The 19,326-nt window shown below is 60.3% G+C and carries 14 protein-coding genes; 4 read left to right on the top strand and 10 right to left on the bottom strand.

Going from position 1 to position 19,326, the window contains the following annotated elements; translation table 11 throughout:
• Window positions 1-77: 77 nt before the first annotated feature.
• Window positions 78-860 (bottom strand): SDR family oxidoreductase, encoded by a 783-nt coding sequence (locus VK725_RS16685; RefSeq protein WP_325319187.1) that lies wholly within the window; start codon window positions 858-860, stop codon window positions 78-80.
• Here VK725_RS16685 and VK725_RS16680 point away from each other — a divergent pair.
• Both VK725_RS16680 and VK725_RS16675 read left to right on the top strand, forming a co-directional pair.
• Window positions 859-1,170, top strand: coding sequence for a hypothetical protein (locus VK725_RS16680; RefSeq protein WP_325319186.1), 312 nt, complete (start codon window positions 859-861; stop codon window positions 1,168-1,170). The genes VK725_RS16685 and VK725_RS16680 overlap by 2 nt on opposite strands.
• 81 nt (window positions 1,171-1,251) lie before the next feature.
• Window positions 1,252-2,082 carry an ABC transporter ATP-binding protein gene (locus tag VK725_RS16675; RefSeq protein WP_325319185.1) on the top strand — a complete coding sequence of 277 codons (831 nt, stop codon included), beginning with the start codon at window positions 1,252-1,254 and terminating at the stop codon, window positions 2,080-2,082.
• Window positions 2,083-2,121: 39 nt separating this feature from the next.
• Here the strand turns inward: VK725_RS16675 and sppA are convergent, their stop codons facing one another.
• Both sppA and VK725_RS16665 read right to left on the bottom strand, forming a co-directional pair.
• Window positions 2,122-4,002: a signal peptide peptidase SppA gene (sppA, locus tag VK725_RS16670; RefSeq protein ID WP_325319184.1), complete on the bottom strand. Its 1,881-nt coding sequence runs from the start codon at window positions 4,000-4,002 to the stop codon at window positions 2,122-2,124.
• 54 nt (window positions 4,003-4,056) lie between these two features.
• The gene (locus VK725_RS16665) at window positions 4,057-5,463 is read right to left on the bottom strand and encodes an MATE family efflux transporter (protein WP_325319183.1); all 1,407 of its coding nucleotides are present in this window, start codon (window positions 5,461-5,463) and stop codon (window positions 4,057-4,059) included.
• A 91-nt stretch (window positions 5,464-5,554) separates the two neighbouring features.
• Between VK725_RS16665 and VK725_RS16660 the strand changes: the two genes are divergently transcribed.
• Window positions 5,555-6,736 (top strand): DUF3667 domain-containing protein, encoded by a 1,182-nt coding sequence (locus tag VK725_RS16660; RefSeq protein WP_325319182.1) that lies wholly within the window; start codon window positions 5,555-5,557, stop codon window positions 6,734-6,736.
• 401 nt (window positions 6,737-7,137) lie between these two features.
• Window positions 7,138-9,312 (top strand): primosomal protein N', encoded by a 2,175-nt coding sequence (locus tag VK725_RS16655; protein ID WP_325319181.1) that lies wholly within the window; start codon window positions 7,138-7,140, stop codon window positions 9,310-9,312.
• Here VK725_RS16655 and VK725_RS16650 read toward each other — a convergent pair.
• The 7 genes from VK725_RS16650 to VK725_RS16620 all read right to left on the bottom strand — a co-directional run.
• Window positions 9,306-10,781, bottom strand: a complete 1,476-nt coding sequence (locus tag VK725_RS16650; protein ID WP_325319180.1) for an efflux transporter outer membrane subunit — start codon at window positions 10,779-10,781, stop codon at window positions 9,306-9,308. The genes VK725_RS16655 and VK725_RS16650 overlap by 7 nt on opposite strands.
• Complete coding sequence (locus VK725_RS16645; RefSeq protein WP_325319179.1) at window positions 10,768-11,985, bottom strand: efflux RND transporter periplasmic adaptor subunit; 1,218 nt, start codon at window positions 11,983-11,985, stop codon at window positions 10,768-10,770. Before VK725_RS16645 ends, VK725_RS16650 begins: the two co-directional genes overlap by 14 nt.
• On the bottom strand, window positions 11,975-15,211 hold the full coding sequence (locus tag VK725_RS16640; protein ID WP_325319178.1) for an efflux RND transporter permease subunit: 3,237 nt from the start codon (window positions 15,209-15,211) through the stop codon (window positions 11,975-11,977). Before VK725_RS16640 ends, VK725_RS16645 begins: the two co-directional genes overlap by 11 nt.
• Before the next feature lie 126 nt (window positions 15,212-15,337).
• Window positions 15,338-16,705, bottom strand: a complete 1,368-nt coding sequence (locus tag VK725_RS16635; RefSeq protein ID WP_325319177.1) for a HAMP domain-containing sensor histidine kinase — start codon at window positions 16,703-16,705, stop codon at window positions 15,338-15,340.
• 19 nt (window positions 16,706-16,724) lie between these two features.
• Window positions 16,725-17,399 (bottom strand): response regulator transcription factor, encoded by a 675-nt coding sequence (locus VK725_RS16630; RefSeq protein WP_325319176.1) that lies wholly within the window; start codon window positions 17,397-17,399, stop codon window positions 16,725-16,727.
• Window positions 17,400-17,502: 103 nt separating this feature from the next.
• Complete coding sequence (gene rpoH / locus VK725_RS16625; protein WP_325319175.1) at window positions 17,503-18,360, bottom strand: RNA polymerase sigma factor RpoH; 858 nt, start codon at window positions 18,358-18,360, stop codon at window positions 17,503-17,505.
• 308 nt (window positions 18,361-18,668) lie between these two features.
• Window positions 18,669-19,326, bottom strand: a 658-nt coding sequence (locus tag VK725_RS16620; RefSeq protein ID WP_325319174.1) for a DegT/DnrJ/EryC1/StrS family aminotransferase, incomplete at its 5' end; no start/stop codon positions are given.

The following is a 19,326-nucleotide window of genomic DNA, read 5'->3' as shown; positions in this document are numbered from 1 at the left end:
GCATCGCACGAAGTTGTCCACAGGGTTGCTACCAACCTTTCCCCAAATACTGTGGAAAAGTTTGCGCGCCGCGCGAATCAAAATCCGTAATGCAAAAACCCGCCGTCGACGGCCAGCACTTGTCCCGTGATGTAACTGGCGGCGGGCAAGCAGAGAAATGCAATCGCCGCGGCCACCTCTTCCGGCTCGCCAATGCGGCGCAGCGGCGTGTGATCGAGCACTTCATCCAGATAGTCGGCATCCGCCAGTGCAGGCTCGGAGCGCTGCGTACGGATGTACCAGGGGGCTACTGCATTGACGCGAATACCGTCGATGGCCCATTCCGCTGCCAGATTGCGCGTGAGCTGGTGCAGCGCCGCCTTGGACATGCCATACGGCGAACCGGTGCGCACATGCGTGATGCCGGACACCGATCCCACATTGACGATGGCCGCATTGGCATGTTCGGAAAGATGCGGATGTGCGAGGCGGCACATTTCAAACGCCGAAAACAGGTTTTGCTCGAAGATGGTGCGGTATTCGTCCTCTTCGTAGTCGAGCGTCGCCCTGGGCGTGTTGCCGCCCGCGTTGTTGATCAGAATCGACACCGGTGCGTCCATGTCTGCGATCCAGTCGAACACCGCCAGACGATCCTCCGCCTCGCTGATGTCAGCGGCAAAAGCCAGAACGTCGACATCGGGAAAATCGTCCGTCAGCTCGATACGAACCTGCTCGAGGTAATCTTCATCGCGCGCGACCAACAGCAGGCTTGCACCCATTCCGGCCAGCTCGCGCGCGACCGCATAACCGATGCCCTTGCTGGCGCCGGTGATCAAAGCGGTGTGGCCCTGCAACTGCCAGGCGTCGATGCGGCTGTTCATGCGCGAAGCTTACACGATCGACTTGTCCTCGGCGCCACGTCGCGGGACACTCAACACCTCGCCGATCGAGGCCGATGCCATGAAGATGACGATTGCTCCCGCACTGTTGTGCACCCTGACCCTTGCCGCATGCAGCGACAAGCCGCCGCCGACGCAATCGACGCCGGCCCCGGCCGCCACGACCGCACAGGCAAGCAATGCGCCATGGGCCGCCATGAAGCAGGATGAGCAGCGCGCCAAGGACGTCGCGAAACAGGCGAATCAGGCACAAGACAACGAACAGCAGCAGATTCAGCAGCAGTCGCAATAAGGCACTCGCCTACGCAAATCGTTTGGACGTCTGTACGTCCATCGCTTGTAAGCGCAGGCCATTGCGGGCATCGTTCGAGGCATGAATTCCGATACGATGCCACACGCCTCCAAGGCCGCCGCCCCGTTGCTCGAGATCACCGAAGCAAGCGTGATGCGCGGGGAACAGCTGATTCTGGATCGGCTAAGCCTGCGCCTCGCCATAGGACAACACACCGCCGTGCTGGGACCCAACGGTTCCGGCAAATCCACGTTGATACGACTTATCGCACGTCAGATTTATCCTCTGGCGCGTCGCGATGGTATACCCGTCATCCGTATTTTTGGCCGCGACCGCTGGAACGTGAGCGAGCTGCGCAGTCTGATCGGCATCGTCTCCCCGGCCGTTCAACTGGATTACACCAGCGACACGCCGCTTGAGGTGTTCGATGCCGTGGTTTCCGGCTTTTTCTCCGCGCGCGGGCTGTGGGTGAATCACGAGGTCACCGCATCGATGCGCGAACGTGCGCACGATGCGCTGGAACAAATGGAAGCGTCGCATCTGATCGGTCGCGAGATGGCAAGTCTGTCCACGGGCGAAGCGCGCCGCGTGCTTATTGCACGCGCGCTGGTGCATCGCCCGCGCGCACTTCTGCTGGATGAGCCGTGCGCCGGATTGGACCCCGCCAGTCGCCGGCGCTTTCTAGAAAGTCTGCGCCATCTTGCGCAACAAGGGACGACGCTGGTGCTGGTGACGCATCACGTCGAGGAGATCCTGCCGGAGATCCAGCACGTGGTGCTGTTGCGCGAAGGCCGCGTGCTGCAGGAAGGCAGCAAAACGGATGTGCTGACGAATGCGGCGCTCAGCGCAGCATTCGGCATGTCGATACGCACAACGCAACACGGCGGCTATTACAACGCCGCCGTGGATTAATCTTGTGCCGTGCGCGGCGCAAACCGCCGCGCAACATCGTCAGTGCGGCGAGCAGAAGCAGTACGAATACACATTCGGCTGCCCTACGTGTGCCGTGCTCAACATCTGCAATTCCGGCGCCATCGCGGGCAGTTGCGCAACCCAACTGGGTAGCCGCAGACCGTACGACTGCAAACCGTCCACCATCGCATTCTGGCTCAGGCTCACGAAGAAACGCTCCAGCGTGCCCGTCGGTTGTTCCTGGTAACGCACGGAGTAGTCCTTGCCGAGCTTCGCCAGATCCGCCGCTTCATCAACAGCGGCATTCAAGCCACCAAGCTGATCGACCAGGCCACGCTGCACAGCCTGATCGCCGGTCCATACACGGCCTTGGGCGATGGTATCGATCGCGTCGTAATTCTTGCCGCGCGCCAGCGCAACGCCGCCGACGAAATCGCGATAGCCCTTGTTGATGATCGACTGCATGACCTGCTGGATCTTCGGATCGAGCGGCCGGCTGATATCGAACGCGCCAGCCAACGGTCCGGTGCCGACACCATCGCTGGTGATGCCGATTTTGCTGAGCGTATTGGGAATGGTGTAGTACATGCCGAAGATGCCGATCGAACCGGTGATCGTGTCCGGCTCGGCAAAAATCTTGTCCGCATTCATCGAAATCCAATAACCACCACTGGCCGCCACGTCGCCCATCGATACGACCACCGGAATGCCTGCCTTGCGCGTCTGCTCCACTTCGCGGCGAATCTCTTCGGCCGCATAGACCTCGCCACCCGGCGAGTTCACGCGCAGCACGAGTGCCTTGGTGCGATCGTCTTCGCGTGCAGCGCGGATCAGCGCCGCGGTGGATTCACCGCCGATCGAACCGGCCGGCTGATCGCCCGAGGTGATTTCGCCTTCCGCCACGACGACGGTGACGCCCGAGCCGAGCACGTTGTTGCGGTTGGACATGCTCGCGGTGTAACGATCCATGCTGACCTGGCGGAAACTGTGACCGTCCTTGCCCGCCGGCACACCTTGCGAACGCAGCATGTTGATCAGCTCTTCGCGCGTGGCGAGCCCATCGACCAGGTGCTCGTCGACGGCGAGTTTGGCCAGATTGCCCTGCGCCGTCATGATGCGATCGGGAAGGCCGTCGATGTCCGCGCGCACGACGGCCGGATCGAGCTTGCGTAGTTTCGCAATCTGATTGATGTAGCCATCCCACAAACCGCCCATCCAGTAGCTATCCGCTTCCTTGGACTCCGGCGAGGCGTGATTGAGGATGAAAGGCTCTGCCGCACTCTTGTACTGGCCGACGCGAAACAGATAGACATTCACGCCGAGCTTGTCGAGCAGATCCTTGTAGAACAACCGATAGTTCGACAGGCCGGTGATCATCAAACCGCCCTGCGGATCGAGCAGGATGCGGTCCGCATGCGCCGCGAGGAAATACTGGTACTGATCCAGCTCCGCGCCCCACACCAGCACCGGTTTGCCGGCGGCACGGAACCGATCGAGCGCGGCACCTACTTCGCTGAGCGCAGCGAAGCCGCCACTCTGCAACTCATCGGGAATAAGCACGATGCGTGTGATGCGCGAATCCTTCGCGGCCGCATCGATAGCACCGGTCAGGTCGCGCAACTGCACTTCGGTCGGCTGATTCCTGGAAAGCTTGGACAGCGCGCGTTGCAACGGATTGACGCTGAACTGCTCCACCAACCTGCCCTGCGGCCGCAGCACCAGCACACTGTCTTCGCGAATTTCATTGACGTGACTTCCTGCGCTAATGCCCACACAAAGCAGCAGGAGCAGAAAAAGAAAACCGAAAAACACCAGATTGATGATCACCAGCCGCACGACATTCAGGCCACGCCCGAACACACGCAGAAAGGCCCAGAATCCATTGGACGACTGTTGGCGCAAGGGCGGGGGTGTGCTCATAAATCGAAAAGGTCCTCGTGGTTTGCGTCAGCGTACCGTTTCACGCGACGCAGGTCATGAGGGGATCGTGGCATCCGCCGCGTCCGGCGCAACAGGGCCAAACGTCCCGGGTTGCTGCCGGTGCGAACTGCGCCAAAAGCGGATGAACAGCAGCAAGGCGGCCATGCTCAGCCCGGCGATCAGCCCCATCCAGATGCCGCGCGGTCCCAGCCCGATGTGAAAGGCCAGCCACCAGCCCACGGGCATCCCAACCAGCCAGTAGGCGAACAGCGTGATAGCCATCGGCACACGGGTGTCCTTCAAACCACGCAGCGCGCCGTTGGAGGCGACCTGGATGCCATCGGAGAACTGGAACAGACCGGCCAGCAACAGCAACTGCGCCGCCAGCCCGATGACCGTTTGGTCATGCGTGTAAAGCGAGGCAATGGCACGCGGGAATCCCAGCATCACCGCCGCCGAAACCAGCTGCGTCGCCAGGGTGAGGCCGATACCGCAGAACCCTGCATAGCGCACACCCGACGCGTCGCCGCGGCCCACGGCATTGCCAACGCGTACGGTGATGGCCATCGCCAGACCCAGTGGAATCATGAAGAACAGCGATGCCACATTGATCGCTACTTGATGACTGGCCACGGCATCTTCGCCCATGCTGCCGATCAGCAACGCCGCGGCAACGAACAATCCTGCTTCGGCCAGTAACGTGATCGCCATCGGCAACCCAATGTGGACCAGCCCGCCGATGCGCCGCAAATTCGGCCATTCGAAATGATCGAAGATGCCAAGCCCGCGATAGTTGCGATGGCAAAGCACGTAAATGCCGAACGCCAGCATCTCCAGCCACAGCGCCGTCGCTGTCGCGATACCGCATCCGCGTGCGCCCTGCGGTGGCAAGCCCAACTTGCCGAACATGAAGACGTAGCCGAGCGGTATCAGCAACAGCAATCCGCCGAAGCTGAAATACATCGATGGCCGCGTCATGGACAGCCCCTCGGACAAACCACGCAGCGCGAAATAGCAGGTCAGCGCGGGCGCACCCCAACTGATGGCGCGAAGAAATTCGCCCACATCGATATAAAGCCCCGGCGACACACCAATGAGCCGGATCAGCGGCTCGGCGTGCCGCACCGCAAACCACAGCAGCACACCCATGCCCAAGGCCAGCCAGATGGCCTGCCGAAACACCGAACCTGCCTCGTGACGGCGTCCGGCGCCATCCAGTTGCGATATCGATGGTGGCACCGACATCATCATGCCGATGCCACTGACAATCGCCAGCGACCACACGCTGGCGCCCACCGCCACCGCGCCCAGCACGTGCGCACTGACATGCCCTGCTAATACAGCATCAATCACATTGCTGCCGACCGCAGCGACCTGCGCCAGCATAAGAGGGAGGGCAAGGTGTACGGTGGCGCGAATCTCCCACGACGCCCTGGCACGGTCGATACGGATCAATGTCATGGCATAAACGTCTCTTCGGACACCAATTGTAACCGAGCCTTTCCAGGCAAGCTGTGCCAAGATCGCACGCTGCAACGCGGGGGATTGGGCAATGAAGGAACTGACCTCATTCGAAGGCGTCAAGTGCGCCAACTGCACGACACCGCTGGAGGGCGAGTACTGCCATCACTGCGGTCAATCCGTGCACAGCGTGCTGCGGCCGGTGCACGGTTTGCTGGAGGAATTTCTCGAGACCTTCCTGCATATCGACGGGCGCATCTTTCACACCCTGCCGCCGCTGATGTTCAAGCCCGGTTTTCTCACGCTGGAATATTTCGCCGGCCGGCGCGTGCGCTACATCGCGCCATTCCGGTTGATGTTTGTGATGTGCCTGCTCTCCTTGTTCGTAATTCATATCGATACGGATCTGATCACGAGTCATTCCGCCGAACAAAAGCAACAGAAACTACTGATCGGTCAGGGCGGCTCCTTTGCGGATGATGACGACACCAGCGACGTCCAGCACGACCTGACCAAAAAGTTGGCGATGCTCGATGCCGCGCGCGCCGACAATGCGGGGCCACATGGCAATCCAGCGCTCATCTCGCAAATCGACGCCACCGAACAGAAGTATCGCGACGAGGCGAAGCAACGCCTGATCGATCTTGGCAAGTCGCCGGCTGCCGCAGCGTCCACCGCGTCGGTCCCGGTCCCAACACCTGAGCATGAGAACGGTTACTCCAAGGCGACGGAGCCCGTGCACATCAGCTGGCTGCCCGACTTCGCCAATGAGCGGCTGACATTGCTGCGCATACACATCGTCGAAAACATCAAGGCGCTGTCCAGCGGTAGTCTCTCCTCCAGACAGGAAGCAAAGGAGCGCCTGATCACCAATCTCTTCGGCGCGTTGCCCGGCATCATGCTGGTGCTGATTCCTGTTTTCGCGTTAGTGCTGGCGCTGTTCTACCTATTCAGGCACCGGCTCTACATGGAGCACTTGATCGTGGCCCTGCATAGTCACGCGTTCATCTTCGCCAGCCTATTGCTGTTTGCGCTGGCGGGGATGCTCCAGACCTTGCTTACGCCGCATGCCCATTGGGTCATCTACGTGCTGGGCACGATCCAGCTAGCCCTGACCGTATGGGTCCCGATCTACTTGCTGGTCATGCAGAAACGGGTTTACCGACAGGGCTGGCCGATGACAGTCGTAAAATATGGCTTTGTAGGCTGGATTTACACGTGGCTGTTCGGATTCGCCCTGGCCGCCGCCGGCATCATGGGCCTGGCGCACTGACTGTCATTTTTCGGGCCAAAGAAGCGCGGTTTTGCACAGCGTCAAGGGATTGAAATACACGGGTGCTGAGAATGTGACGGGCGTCGCAATACTTTTGAAGCAATCTTTCAACTTATTGATACATATTGATTTTTTTGGTTGGTCAAAAGTTGAACAGCGAGTGCTCAAAGGCGATTTAAAGCCCATTTAGGCATCCTCTCCCAAGCACATCCACAGACTTATCCACAGATCTTGTGGATAAGGGAAAAATCACGTTCCGTAGAGCCACTTAGCCCGTGTTCCTAGATGACAGGGCAGCAATCGCGGGCAAGCTCTGATCGCAACATCCCTCGTCGCTTTTCGTAGGGGCCGGTGCCGGCTCGCGATACACTCGAACCGGTATCGGGGCCCACTTCCTATCCATGCCATTCGTCCTTCGCGTCGCCTTACCGGTACCGCTGCCCACGCTGTTCGATTACTTGCCGCCCGCCAATGGCGAAGCGGCGGTCGGCGGTCGCGTGCTTGTGCCGTTTGGGCGCGGCAAAGCCGTGGGCGTGGTGGTCGAGGTCGATGTGCCGACCACTGTTGGCAGCGCGCGACTCAAACGCGTACTCAAGGTACTGGACGAGTCTCCTTTGCTCGATGCCGAACTGATGCAGACGCTTGCCTGGGCCACCGACTACTGGCTTGGCGCGCCGGGCGAAGCCTATGCCAATGCGTTGCCTTTGCTATTGCGCGAAGACAAACCGTTGCCGGAAACCGGCGAGCCGATCTGGCGGCTGACGATGGCAGGCGAGAGCGCGCGCGATGCCGGCAGCCGTCGCGGCAGCAGTCGCGCCCTGTTGCAAGCGTTGAGCGAGGGGCCCATGTCCGCCCCGGAGTTGGACATCTCCCTTGCCGATTGGCGTCCCGCGGCACGACGGCTTATCGAAGCAGACCTGATTGAACGCGACGAACGGGAGCCAACATCACCCCTCAACCCCGTGACCCGCGCCCCAGCACTGCACGCCGAACAGGAAGCTGCCGTCGCCGCCATTGCCGGGGCGCTCGGCGGCTTTCAGGCTTTTCTGCTCGACGGTGTCACCGGGAGCGGCAAGACCGAGGTTTATCTCGCGCTGATCGCACAGACGCTCGCACAAGGCAAACAGGCGCTCTTGCTCGTACCTGAAATCGGCCTTGCGCCGCAAACCGTGCGACGACTTCGCGAACGCCTCGGCGTGCCCATTGAAGTACTGCATTCCAACCTCGCCGAAGGTGACCGCGCACGCGCATGGCTGCGCATGCGCTCGGGCGAGGCACGTGTCGTGCTGGGCACACGCTCGGCCGTGTTTACGCCGCTGCCGCAGGCAGGCCTGATCATCGTCGACGAGGAACATGACAACGCCTACAAGCAGCAGGAGGGCTTTCGCTACCACGCACGCGACCTGGCACTCGTCCGCGGACGGGCGCTGAACGTACCGGTGCTGCTGGGATCGGCAACGCCGTCGCTGGAAAGCTTGGCCAATGTGGAGGCGGGCCGCTATCACGGTCTGCATCTGCGCACCCGACCCAGCGCCGCGCACCCGCCACAAGTGCAGATCATCGATATGCGTGCGCAGCGGCTGGAACATGGTCTTTCACCGGCGCTCATGCATACGATCGGCGAAACGGTCGCGCGCGGTGAGCAAGTGCTGGTGTTCCGCAACCGCCGCGGCTATGCGCCAGTGCTGCTGTGTTACAGCTGTGGCTGGCATGCCGATTGCCCGCGTTGCGAACATCCGCTCACGCTGCATGCCGCGCGGCGGCGATTGATCTGTCATCACTGCGAGTACCAAACCAGCGTGCCGGCAACGTGTCCGGCGTGCGGCAGCACCGAGCTGAAACCGCAAGGCCAGGGCACCGAACGGCTGGAAGAGGCACTTGTCGCGCAGTTTCCGCAAATGCCTGTGCTGCGCATCGATCGCGAGACCACGCGTCACCGCGATGCATTCGAAACCTTGCTCGACAATCTGCAAACCGATGCGCCGGCGATCCTGGTCGGCACACAGATGCTGGCGAAGGGACACGATCTACCCAACCTTACCCTGGTCGCCATCGTCGGCGTGGACGAAGGTTTGCTCAGCATCGACTTCCGCGCGGGCGAACGCTTGGCGCAACTGGTCGTACAAGTGGCCGGACGCGCCGGACGAGCACGCAAGCCCGGACGCGTGCTGTTGCAAACGCATCATCCCGATCATCTGCTTTTGCGCAGTTTGCTCGCAAACGGGTATGGCGTCGCCGCAAAGCAATTGCTCGCCGAACGCAAGCAAGCCGGATTGCCGCCTTACGGTCATCAGGTGTTGTTGCGCGCCGAAGCTCATCAACGCCCTGTTGTCGATGCCTTTCTGTCCGAGGCGCGAGACGCGTTGCCCGATGTTGCCGATTGGCAGATTTCCGGGCCCATGCCCGCGCCCATGCCGTTGCGCGCAGGGCGACACCGCGGTCAGTTACTGATCGAGTCGACGACGCGCCGACATCTTCATACGGCGTTGCGAGCGTGGTGGATTCAGCTTTCGAAGTTGCCCAGCGCACGCAAGGTGCGCTGGTCGATCGATGTCGATCCGGTCGATCTTTACTGAGCCTTCTGCGCCGTATTCGCTTGCGCCGTCGCGTTGGTATCGACGCCTGATTGCTCGCGGTTCCAGCCGCCGCCCAACGCGCGAATCAGATCCACGCTGGCCTGCAGGCGCCGCGTGCGAATCGTCTCCGCACTGCGCTCCGCAGACAGTGCAGCCGTTTGCGCCGTCACCACTTCCAGATAGTTCACGATGCCTTCGCGATAACGGTTGTTGGCAATGGACTGTGTTTTCTGCGCGGCTTGAACGGCTTCGTCTTCCTGCCCAGCTTCCACACCCAGATCGCGAAGCAACACCAGATCGTCCTCGACTTCGCGGAATGCACCAAGCACCGTCTGCCGATAGTCCGCCGATGCCTCGGCAAATTCTGCATGCGCCTCGCGTACTTCCGCGCGGCGCAAACCGCCGTCGAAAAGGTCGAGCGTCGCCAACGGTCCGAGTGCCCAGAAACGGTTACCGATCGCCAGCAGGTTGCTTAGACCCGTGTTTTGAAAGCCGTAACTGCCCGACAAACTCAGATCGGGGAAAAACGCTGCTCGCGCCACGCCAATGCCTGCATTCGCCGCGTACACACGCCGTTCCGCCGCGGCAATATCCGGACGACGTTCGAGCAAGGTGGATGGAACGCCGATAGGCGTCACCGGAACGTCCAACTGTTCGCGCTCAGGCGCCAGCGAGAAACTGGATGCCGGCACACCGACCAGACTCGCGATAGCATGTTCAACCAGCGCACGTTGCGCTTGCACATCGGTGACTTGCGCTTGCGCGTCGTGCAACTGCGCCTGCGCACGCGATACGTCAAGACCCGAAGCGATGCCGCCCGCATGACGATTCTCCGTCAATGTCAACGCGCGCTGATACGCCTGCAAGGTATCGTCGAGAATACCTGCCTGGATGTCGTAGCCGCGCAATCGCACGTAGTCGTCTGCAAGCTGCGCTTCGAGGCTCAATTTTGCGTTGGCAAGATCCGCCTTGGCGGCATCCGATAGTGCACGGCCCTGACCGACTTCATTGCGGATACGCCCCCACAGATCCAAATCGTAGCTCGCGCTGACGCCGACGGTATCGCTGTCGTACTCATTGGGTTCGTTGCTGCCACGCAGTGGGCGATTGTCCGACTGACGCGCACGAATCGGATTGGCCAGCACACCGAAATGCGGAAAAAGGCCGGATTGAAGCTGACTTTCGTACGCACGCGCTGTGTCGTAACGCGCCAATGCAGCAGCCAGCGATGGATTGTCGGCGTCCAGCTTCGATTCCAGTTGTCCAAGCGTACTGTCGCTGTACACCGACCACCAATCGCCACGCGGCGTCTGATCGGCTGGCGATGCAACACGCCACGCTGTGCCCGCCTCCTTGAACGTCGCGGGCATCGGCGGCAACGACGGTGTGTGATAAGTGGGCGCCAACGAACAACCGCCCAGCAACAGTGCGGCAGCGACACCGGCAAACAAGCGATCAGCGCGTATCATGGCTTGGATCCTCCGCAGCCACCTGGCGTCCGGCGGCACTATCGTCGGGGGTTTCATCAACGCGTACTTTGTCGCCATCCATCAGCGAATCCGGCGGATTCTCGATGATGCGGTCGGTAGTTGTCAGTCCCTTGTCGATCTGCAATGACGTTCCAAGATCCAGCGCAATGTGCACTTTGCGCAAACTGACATGACCGTCTGGATCCAGCACCGCAATTTGCGGACCTTGCGAGCGGAAGATCAGCGCGCTGGCAGGAACACTGACCAGGTTGGGACTGACGGAAAGATCGAGACTGACATCTGCGTAATCGCCCGGCTTCAGGGCGCCATCGCTGTTGTTGGCTTCAAACTGCGCGAGCAGGCTGCCTGAGCTTTGGCTGATCGCTTCGGACGTGCCGATCAATGTCGCCTCGAACGTGCGGCCTGGCATCTCGGGCACGCTCAGTTGCGCCTTCATGCCCGGCCTGATCGCACTGGCATCCACTTCGGGAATCGGTACGTACAAACGCATGCGGCTGACGTCGGCTACTTCGAACAGCTCCGGACTGCTGGGGCTGTTCGATGTAATCAAATCGCCAACGTCGGTGCGGCGCACGGTCACGGTGCCATTGAAGGGCGACACGATGTTCTTGAATCCTTCCAGCGCGCTCAGACGATCGACGTCGGCTTTGGCCGCCAACACGGTCGCTTGCGCTGCCGCCGCTTCACCGCTTTTTTCGTCGGCTTCCTGTTTGGATACCGAATCGGAGGCGAGCAAATGCTGCCAGCGTTGCGAGGTGATATTGGCGAGCTTGGCATCCGCCTGCGCTTTCACCAACACGGCTTTGGCTTGCTCCAGTTGCTGATCCAGCTCGGGCGTATCGATAGTGGCGAGCACGTCACCCGTTTTCACTTTGGCGCCGATGTCCTTGTACCAGGTCTTCAAATAGCCATCGACGCGAGCGTGGATCGGCGCGGTATACCACGCGTCCAGATGACCGGGCAGCGTGATCGCATGCAACTTCGCCGGATCGGATGACGGCGCGAGTCGCACGCTGGGAATCAACTGTGCATCGGTCCACTGCACCAGCTCGTGATGCTGGTGATAACGGATACCCAGGCCAAGCGCGACGGCAAGCACCGCCACCGTAACACCCACCATGGCAACGCCTTTCAGGTGCGGCGGCTTTTGCGACGACAGTACGGGCATGGAGTTATGCGACATGGGGAAGTCCATTGACTGGGTCGGTAGACGGTGCATGTTGTTCGCGCCCATGCACGATGCTGAAGACAACCGGCACAAACAGCAGCGTGGCGGCGGTGGCGAACAACAGGCCGCCGATCACGGCGCGACCGAGCGGCGAATTCTGTTCTTGCGACAGCGCCATCGGCAACATGCCGATGATCATCGCCAGCGCGGTCATGCAGACAGGACGGAAACGAGTGAAGCCTGCTTCAAGCGCCGCTTTTACGGCATCGCCGTGTTCGGCGAGACGTTCGCGGCAGAAACTCACGACAAGTATCGAGTTGGCCGTTGCCACGCCCATACACATGATGGCGCCGGTGAGCGCAGGCACAGAGAGCGTCGTGTGTGTGATGAACAACATCCACACGATGCCGGCCAACGCAGCAGGCAAGGCTGTAATGATCACGAACGGGTCCATCCAAGACTGGAAGTTCACGACGATCAGCATGTAGATCAGCACGATGGCGCCAAGCAAACCGAACAGCAGACCGGAGAACGCAACGTGCATCGCCGTCACCTGGCCGAACAACCCCACCGTGGAGCCTTTTGGACGATCCTTTGCGGCGTCATCCAGCACTTTCTGCACGTCGCTCGCGACAGCACCAAGATCGCGACCTTGCACGGCAGCAAAAATATCGTACGAGGGAGCAATGTTGTAATGCGTCACCACCGCAGCGGTCGACGTGCGCTCGATATTCGCCAGTGCGCCGAGTGTTTGTTGCGCGCCAGTGCCCGAGGCCGTCACGGGAAGACTCTGCAACGCAGGCAACGTATCCATCCGGTATTGCGGTGTTTGCGCAACCACCGGATAAGAAACACCGTTGCGAGGATTCAGCCAGAACGTTGGCGCGACCTGTTGCGTGCCGGCAAGCGACGCCACCATGCTGTCCGTAACATCGCGCTCGGTGATGCCAAGCTGATCGGCGCGCACGCGATCGACGTTGACGTTCAACTGTGGCGCCGAGTTGGATTGCTGGATACGCACGTCGGCGATACCAGGAACGGCCTCCATCTTGCGCTGCAGCGCAATGGCATACGCTTCGTTGGCCTCGCCATTGCGTCCCGATACTTTCACGTCGAGCGGCGCAGGCGCACCGAAGTTGAGAATTTGCGTCGCCATGTCCGCTGGCAGGAACGAGAACGTTGTACCGGGGAACTGGCGCGGCAGCACTTCGCGCAGTTTCTTTACGAGTTCGGCACTGGGATCATGATCAGGCTCGAGCAACACCTGGATGTCGCCATCCTGCGGGCCAATGGTGCCGCTATTGCTGTACACCATGTTGGTACCGCTCGCCGGCAGCCCGATGTTGTCGGTGATGTTGTCCAGCTGTGACGGCGGAATCACCCGGCGGATTGCATTTTCAACGTGATCGAACTCGGCCGCCGTATCTTCGATACGCGTACCCACCGGTGCGCGAACGTGAATCGCAATCGCGCCCGCGTCGGTCGTCGGGAAGAAATCCATGCCCAGGAACGGCACCAGCACGAATGACACGAGAACAACGGCGAGGAAGCCTATGACGAAGCGCCGGCGCGCTCCCAACGCGAGCGACAGCATGCCGTAGTAAGCATCGCGAATTTTCGCGAACCTATGCTCGAAGTTCTGTTGAAACTTCACCAACGCCAGCCGAATGCGCCCACGCCGTATGATGGGGTGCTGATCGCCCACATGGTGATTGATGAAAGGATCTTCCGGGTGGTCGCCCGGATCAGACTCCACCACGTGCGGCTTCAGCAAGTACATCGCCAGCGTCGGTACCAGCGTACGCGAGAGCACGAAGGACGATGCCATTGCAAAGATCACCGACAGCGCCATCGGCCGGAACAGGAAGCCCGCGATGCCTTCGAGCATGAACATCGGCACGAACACGATGCAGATGCACAACAGCGAAACGAAAGCGGGCGTCACGATCTGCTTGGCGCCATCCATGATCGCCGTGTGCACATCCTTGCCCTGCTCAAGATGCCAGTTGATGTTCTCGATGGTCACCGTCGCGTCGTCCACGAGAATACCCACGGCGAGCGCAAGACCGCCGAGCGTCATCACATTCAACGTCTGACCGGTCGCTGCAAGCAACGCGATTGCAGAGAGAATCGCAAGCGGAATCGACACGGCGATGATGACGGTGGAACGCCAGCTGCCAAGGAAGATCAAAATCATCAGCGATGTAAGACACGCAGCGATAATGCCCTCGCGCGCGACCGATGAAATAGCCGCTTTCACGAACACCGACTGATCGCCCAGCAGATTGATGTGCAGCGACGGCGGTATCGTTTCCTTGATCAGCGGCAACAGTTTTTTGATGCCGGCCACCACCGCGAGCGTCGAAACACTGCCGCCCTTGAGCGCGGTCATCAGCACGGCACGATGACCGTCCACGCGCACAACGTTTTCCTGCGGTGGCGAACCGTCACGCACGTGCGCCACCTGGCCGATGGTGATCGTTGCGCCGTTGACGGTCTTGATCGGCAGATTATTCAAGGCCTGGATCGCCGTCGGACTGTCGTTGAGCTGCACCGTGTATTCATCGTGGCCGATCTTGATCGTACCCACCGGTACGATCTGGTTCTGCGCAGCGAGCGCATTGCCTACGTCCTGTGCAGAAAGTCCCTCGGCCGCCAGCGCCTGCGGATCGAGATCGAGCATGACTTCGCGAATCTTCCCGCCGTAAGGTGTCGGAACCACGATGCCCGGCACGGTGACGAGCGTGGGACGAAGAAAGTTTTGCGCCGTATCGAGAATCTGTTGCTCGTTGAGCTTGGTGCTCGACAACGCCATCTGCAGAATCGGTACCGTCGATGCGTTGTAGTTGATGATCTGCGGCGGCGTGATGCCCGCCGGCATCTGCTTGAGCACGGTCTGCGAAATCGAGGTGACCTGCGCAGTGGCCGTGCGGATGTCCACGCCCGGCTGGAAGAAAATCTTCACCACGCCGATGCCCGGCAGCGACTGCGATTCGATGTGCTCGATATCGTTCACGCTGTTGGTGAGCTGACGCTCGTAGTAGTAGATGACACGACCCGACATGTCGCTCGGCGACAGACCGTTGTACGTCCACACCACGCTGATCACCGGAATGCCGATGTTCGGGAAGATATCGGTAGGCGTGCGCAATGCGGCCAGCGGCCCGGCAATCAAAATGAAAAGCGCGAGGACGATGAAGGTATAGGGACGCGCGAGGGCGATTCTGACTAATCCCAACATACGGCAGCTTCCGGCGAGACCACGTCGATGGCTGGGGATTATCTGCCTGCCGATGCCGGGCGCCCTTTCACGGGCATGAAGATTGTTTCATCTAAGCCCAAATGCATGGCTGCGTTGGGTTTTTGTTCAAGCTGCGGACTGCAGACGAATGTCCATGCCGATGCGGGCGCCGGTCTCGGCGTTGTCGATATAGAGCTCGAAATCGTGCAGCTTGGCGATGGCGGCCACGATGCTCAGGCCCAGGCCATGGCCGATCGTCTCCCGACTGCCCTCGCCTCGATAAAAGCGCTGCCAGACGGCCTGGCGTTGCTCGCGCGGGATGCCAGGGCCGCTATCGGCAACTTCCACGCGCGCCACGCCGGGCTCGATGCGTTTGGCGGTCAATGTGACTTGTCCGCCGGCAGGCGTGAACTTGATGGCGTTGCCCACCAGGTTTCCGAGCGCCTCGAATAACAGATCGGGATCGGCCTGTGCGATCAATCCCTGATCGGCGTGCAACGCGAACTGCAACTGCTGATCTTCGGCTAGCGGGGCATAAAGCTCGTAAACATGCTGCAAGGTGTCGCCCAGATCGACGGCGACAAAACCTTCGCGCCGACGACGGTCTTCCAGTTCGGAAATACGCAACAAAGCACGGAAACGCGCCAGCACATCGTCCACATCGCTCACGCAGCGCGCGATGAGTTCCGCGTGCGGATCGTCCTCGTTCATTTCCTGCTCGACGCGATAAAGCTGCGAGCGCAAGCGTGTCAGCGGCGTACGCAAGTCGTGTGCGATGTTGTCGCAGACACCTTTTACTTCACCCATTAAACGTTCGATCTGGTCGAGCACGTCATTGACGATGGCGGCGAGCCGATCCAGTTCGTCACCGCGACCGCTGACAGGCAAGCGCTGACGAAGATCGCCGTGCCTGATCGGCTGCATGGCGCTTTCGATCTGACGAATGCGCCGACGCGGTGCGCGATTAAGAATCAGGCCGCCGATCAGGCCCGGCACCAGCGTAAACGAAAGCCCCCACCACAACGCGTGTCTGATGATGCCGCTGACATGCGCCGTCACACCGGTGGTGTGCGCCAGCGCAAGCACGCGATTGTCGTCCAGGCGCGCTGCAATAACCGTCAGATCCTGCACGGCAGGCAGTGCATCGCGCGCGATGATGGTGTCGGCCTCCACACGCATCGGATCGCCATCGACCTTGAGCGTGGGCGGAAGCTGGACTACATCGCCGGACACCCAGTTACCGTGCGCATCGAACAGACCCCATGCGTTGTAGTTGGCATCTTCCAGCAATACATAGTCGTCGAGCATCGTCGGCAGGCGCGCACGATCGATGTGTTTTAGATAACTGATCTGCTGAATCAGATCGCGATCCGTGCGCACTTCAAGATAGTGAATGGTTTCCCAATAAATCGAACCGAGCAGCACGGTGCCCCAGATCACGAAGAACAGGCCATAGCTCAGGAGTAGGCGCGAGGTGGTTGCGCGCCAGTGCATCGACCAATCTTTGTTTCGATTAGCCAAGGCGGTACCCCGATCCACGCATGGTGCGAATCAGCGGCGGCTCGCCATCGGTATCGACCTTGCGGCGCAGCCGCGCGATATGCACGTCGATCAGGTTGGTGCCGGGATCGAAACGAAGACCCCACACGCTTTCAAAAATCATCGCGCGCGTGAGCACTTGCCCGGGATAACGCATCAGGAATTCCAGCAGACGGTATTCCGTGGGCAGCAACGTCAATTCGCGATTACCGCGACGTGCGGTGCGCGTGATCATATCCAATTCCAGATCGGCGACGCGCAAGCGCGTTTGCGCCGTGGGTTCTTGCCGCTGCCGCCGCAGCAGCACTTCGATGCGCGCAGCCATTTCATCCGGCGCGAAGGGCTTGGTGAGGTAATCGTCGCCACCCGCACGCAGGCCGCGCACGCGTTCGTCGACATCGCCCAGCGCGCTGATCATCAACACCGGTGTCCGGATACCACGCTCGCGCAATTGCGTGACGAGCGTGAGTCCATCCATGCCGGGAAGCATCAGATCGAGCGTGATGGCGTCGTAGATGGGCTCCTGCGCACGCTGCAATCCTTGCAGACCGTCGTTGACGCGATCGGCGCTGATGCCATGCGCAGCCAACTCCAGCGCGATTTCGCGCGCGGTGATCTCGTCGTCTTCAATGACCAGAACGTGTGCCATGTATCGGCCGGCTGAGAAATCAATGCGGACTTAAACACAGCAAGCTCAAACAAAAAAGGACCTCCGCCACGGAGGTCCTTTTTGAATCACACGTCAGCGATGTTCAGGCTGCGAACAGACCGCGCATCTTCTTCATGGCGTTGGCCTCGACCTGACGGATACGTTCGGCAGAAACACCGTATTCGTCGGCCAGATCCTGCAGCGTGGCCTTGTCTTCGTTGAGCCAGCGGCGCTGGATGATGTCGCGCGAACGTTCGTCGAGCTTCTGCAGCGCAGCCGACAGCGTTTCGAGCTGGTTGTCGGACTGGTCGGCATCGGAGACGTTTTCGTACGGATCGGCACCTTCATCGATGAGGAAGGCTTCCGGTGCGGGCTTGGCATCTTCGTCGGCATCGGCCGGCGCTTCGAAGCCGATATCGCGACCGGACAAGCGCGACTCCATCTCGCGCACCGTTGCTTCCGGCACGCCAAGATCCTTGGCGATCACGCGCACTTCTTCGGCATTCATCCAGCCCAGGCGCTTCTTGCTCTTGCGCAGGTTGAAGAACAGCTTGCGCTGCGCCTTGGTGGTGGCGACCTTCACGATGCGCCAGTTGCGCAGGATGAATTCGTGCATTTCCGCGCGAATCCAGTGCACGGCAAAACTCACCAGGCGCACGCCCTGGTCGGGATCGAAACGCTTGACCGCCTTCATCAGGCCGATGTTGCCTTCCTGAATGAGGTCGGACAGCTGCAAACCGTAGCCGCTGTAACCGCGGGCCACGTGGACAACGAAGCGCAGATGCGACATCACTAACTTGCGGGCGGAATCGAGATCCTCTGCCGCCTGGTAGCGGCGCGACAGGTCTTGCTCCTCTTCCTGGCTGAGCACCGGAATCCGGTGAACCGCCGAGATGTAGGCATCCAGACTGCCGACGACGCTGGGAACCGGCAAAGTGGCCGTCGCCAAGGCTTGAGACATGTTGGAACCTCCTGAATGGGGTCAGTTTAGCACTCTGATATTTAGAGTGCTAAAGGCACCGGTAGTTCCGACGCCTTTTATGTACCGCATAGTACACGAATGGCCCGGCCTTGTCCATGGTCAATGGTGTCGAACTGCCTAAATGGCGACAGCCAACGACGTTTCAATATCGCAAGCCGCTGACCGCGATTTCCCGGTCGGCGTGCACATAAATCCGTTTATATATCAATAAGATAAAAACTTATCTCGCTTAGCCTTCTTGCCGATGAAATTAGCTAGATAGCCAGGGCGCCGGGTGCTTGGGCTCATCAGCGGGCCGCCTTGATCGCCGCCTTCAGCACATTGAGCACTTTGTCCTGCTGCGCATGAGGGAGCCCCATCCACAGGGGCAATCGGATCAATCGCTCCGATTGCCGGTTCGTCACATCCAACGCTCCATGCGTCCTGCCATAACGCTGACCCGCTGGCGAGGAATGCAAGGGAACGTAATGGAACACCGAGGAGATGTCGTTGCGCCTGAATTCATCCAACACTTTCTGCCGGTCGATCTCAGGCGCAAGCAGCACGTAGTACATGTGTGCGTTGTGCTGACAGCCATCCGGGACTATCTGACGTCGCAATGCCCCGTCAACTTCGAGCGGTTCGAGCATCTCGTGATAACGCTGCCAGCTGGCGAGGCGATCTCTCGTAATACTTTCCGCCTCTTCAAGCTGCGCCCACAGAAACGCCGCGATGAGCTCACCGGGGAGAAAGGAGGAACCCACTTCCTGCCACGTATATTTGTCTACCTGACCACGGAAAAATCGGCTTCGGTCGGTGCCCTTCTCTCGGATGATCTCAGCGCGCAACACCAATTCGGGATCATTTACCAGCAACGCGCCGCCTTCTCCTGAGATCACATTTTTCGTCTCGTGAAAGCTGTAGGCACCCAGATTGCCGATCCCGCCAAGCGTGCGCCCCTTATAG

The organism is Dyella sp. (assembly GCF_035486915.1).
GTDB lineage: Bacteria > Pseudomonadota > Gammaproteobacteria > Xanthomonadales > Rhodanobacteraceae > Dyella_B.
Note: the sequence above shows the minus strand (reverse complement) of the source record. Positions and strands in the feature narration are given on the sequence as shown.

Excerpts from the sequence above, each read along its gene's own strand:
- VK725_RS16655 (WP_325319181.1), top strand. The coding sequence starts at position 7,138 with ATGCCATTCGTCCTTCGCGTCGCCTTACCGGTACCGCTGCCCACGCTG.
- VK725_RS16640 (WP_325319178.1), bottom strand. The coding sequence starts at position 15,211 with ATGTTGGGATTAGTCAGAATCGCCCTCGCGCGTCCCTATACCTTCATC.
- VK725_RS16630 (WP_325319176.1), bottom strand. The coding sequence starts at position 17,399 with ATGGCACACGTTCTGGTCATTGAAGACGACGAGATCACCGCGCGCGAA.
- VK725_RS16685 (WP_325319187.1), bottom strand. The coding sequence starts at position 860 with ATGAACAGCCGCATCGACGCCTGGCAGTTGCAGGGCCACACCGCTTTG.
- sppA (WP_325319184.1), bottom strand. The coding sequence starts at position 4,002 with ATGAGCACACCCCCGCCCTTGCGCCAACAGTCGTCCAATGGATTCTGG.
- VK725_RS16660 (WP_325319182.1), top strand. The coding sequence starts at position 5,555 with ATGAAGGAACTGACCTCATTCGAAGGCGTCAAGTGCGCCAACTGCACG.
- VK725_RS16680 (WP_325319186.1), top strand. The coding sequence starts at position 859 with ATGCGCGAAGCTTACACGATCGACTTGTCCTCGGCGCCACGTCGCGGG.
- VK725_RS16675 (WP_325319185.1), top strand. The coding sequence starts at position 1,252 with ATGAATTCCGATACGATGCCACACGCCTCCAAGGCCGCCGCCCCGTTG.
- VK725_RS16645 (WP_325319179.1), bottom strand. The coding sequence starts at position 11,985 with ATGTCGCATAACTCCATGCCCGTACTGTCGTCGCAAAAGCCGCCGCAC.
- VK725_RS16650 (WP_325319180.1), bottom strand. The coding sequence starts at position 10,781 with ATGATACGCGCTGATCGCTTGTTTGCCGGTGTCGCTGCCGCACTGTTG.
- VK725_RS16665 (WP_325319183.1), bottom strand. The coding sequence starts at position 5,463 with ATGACATTGATCCGTATCGACCGTGCCAGGGCGTCGTGGGAGATTCGC.
- VK725_RS16635 (WP_325319177.1), bottom strand. The coding sequence starts at position 16,705 with ATGCACTGGCGCGCAACCACCTCGCGCCTACTCCTGAGCTATGGCCTG.
- rpoH (WP_325319175.1), bottom strand. The coding sequence starts at position 18,360 with ATGTCTCAAGCCTTGGCGACGGCCACTTTGCCGGTTCCCAGCGTCGTC.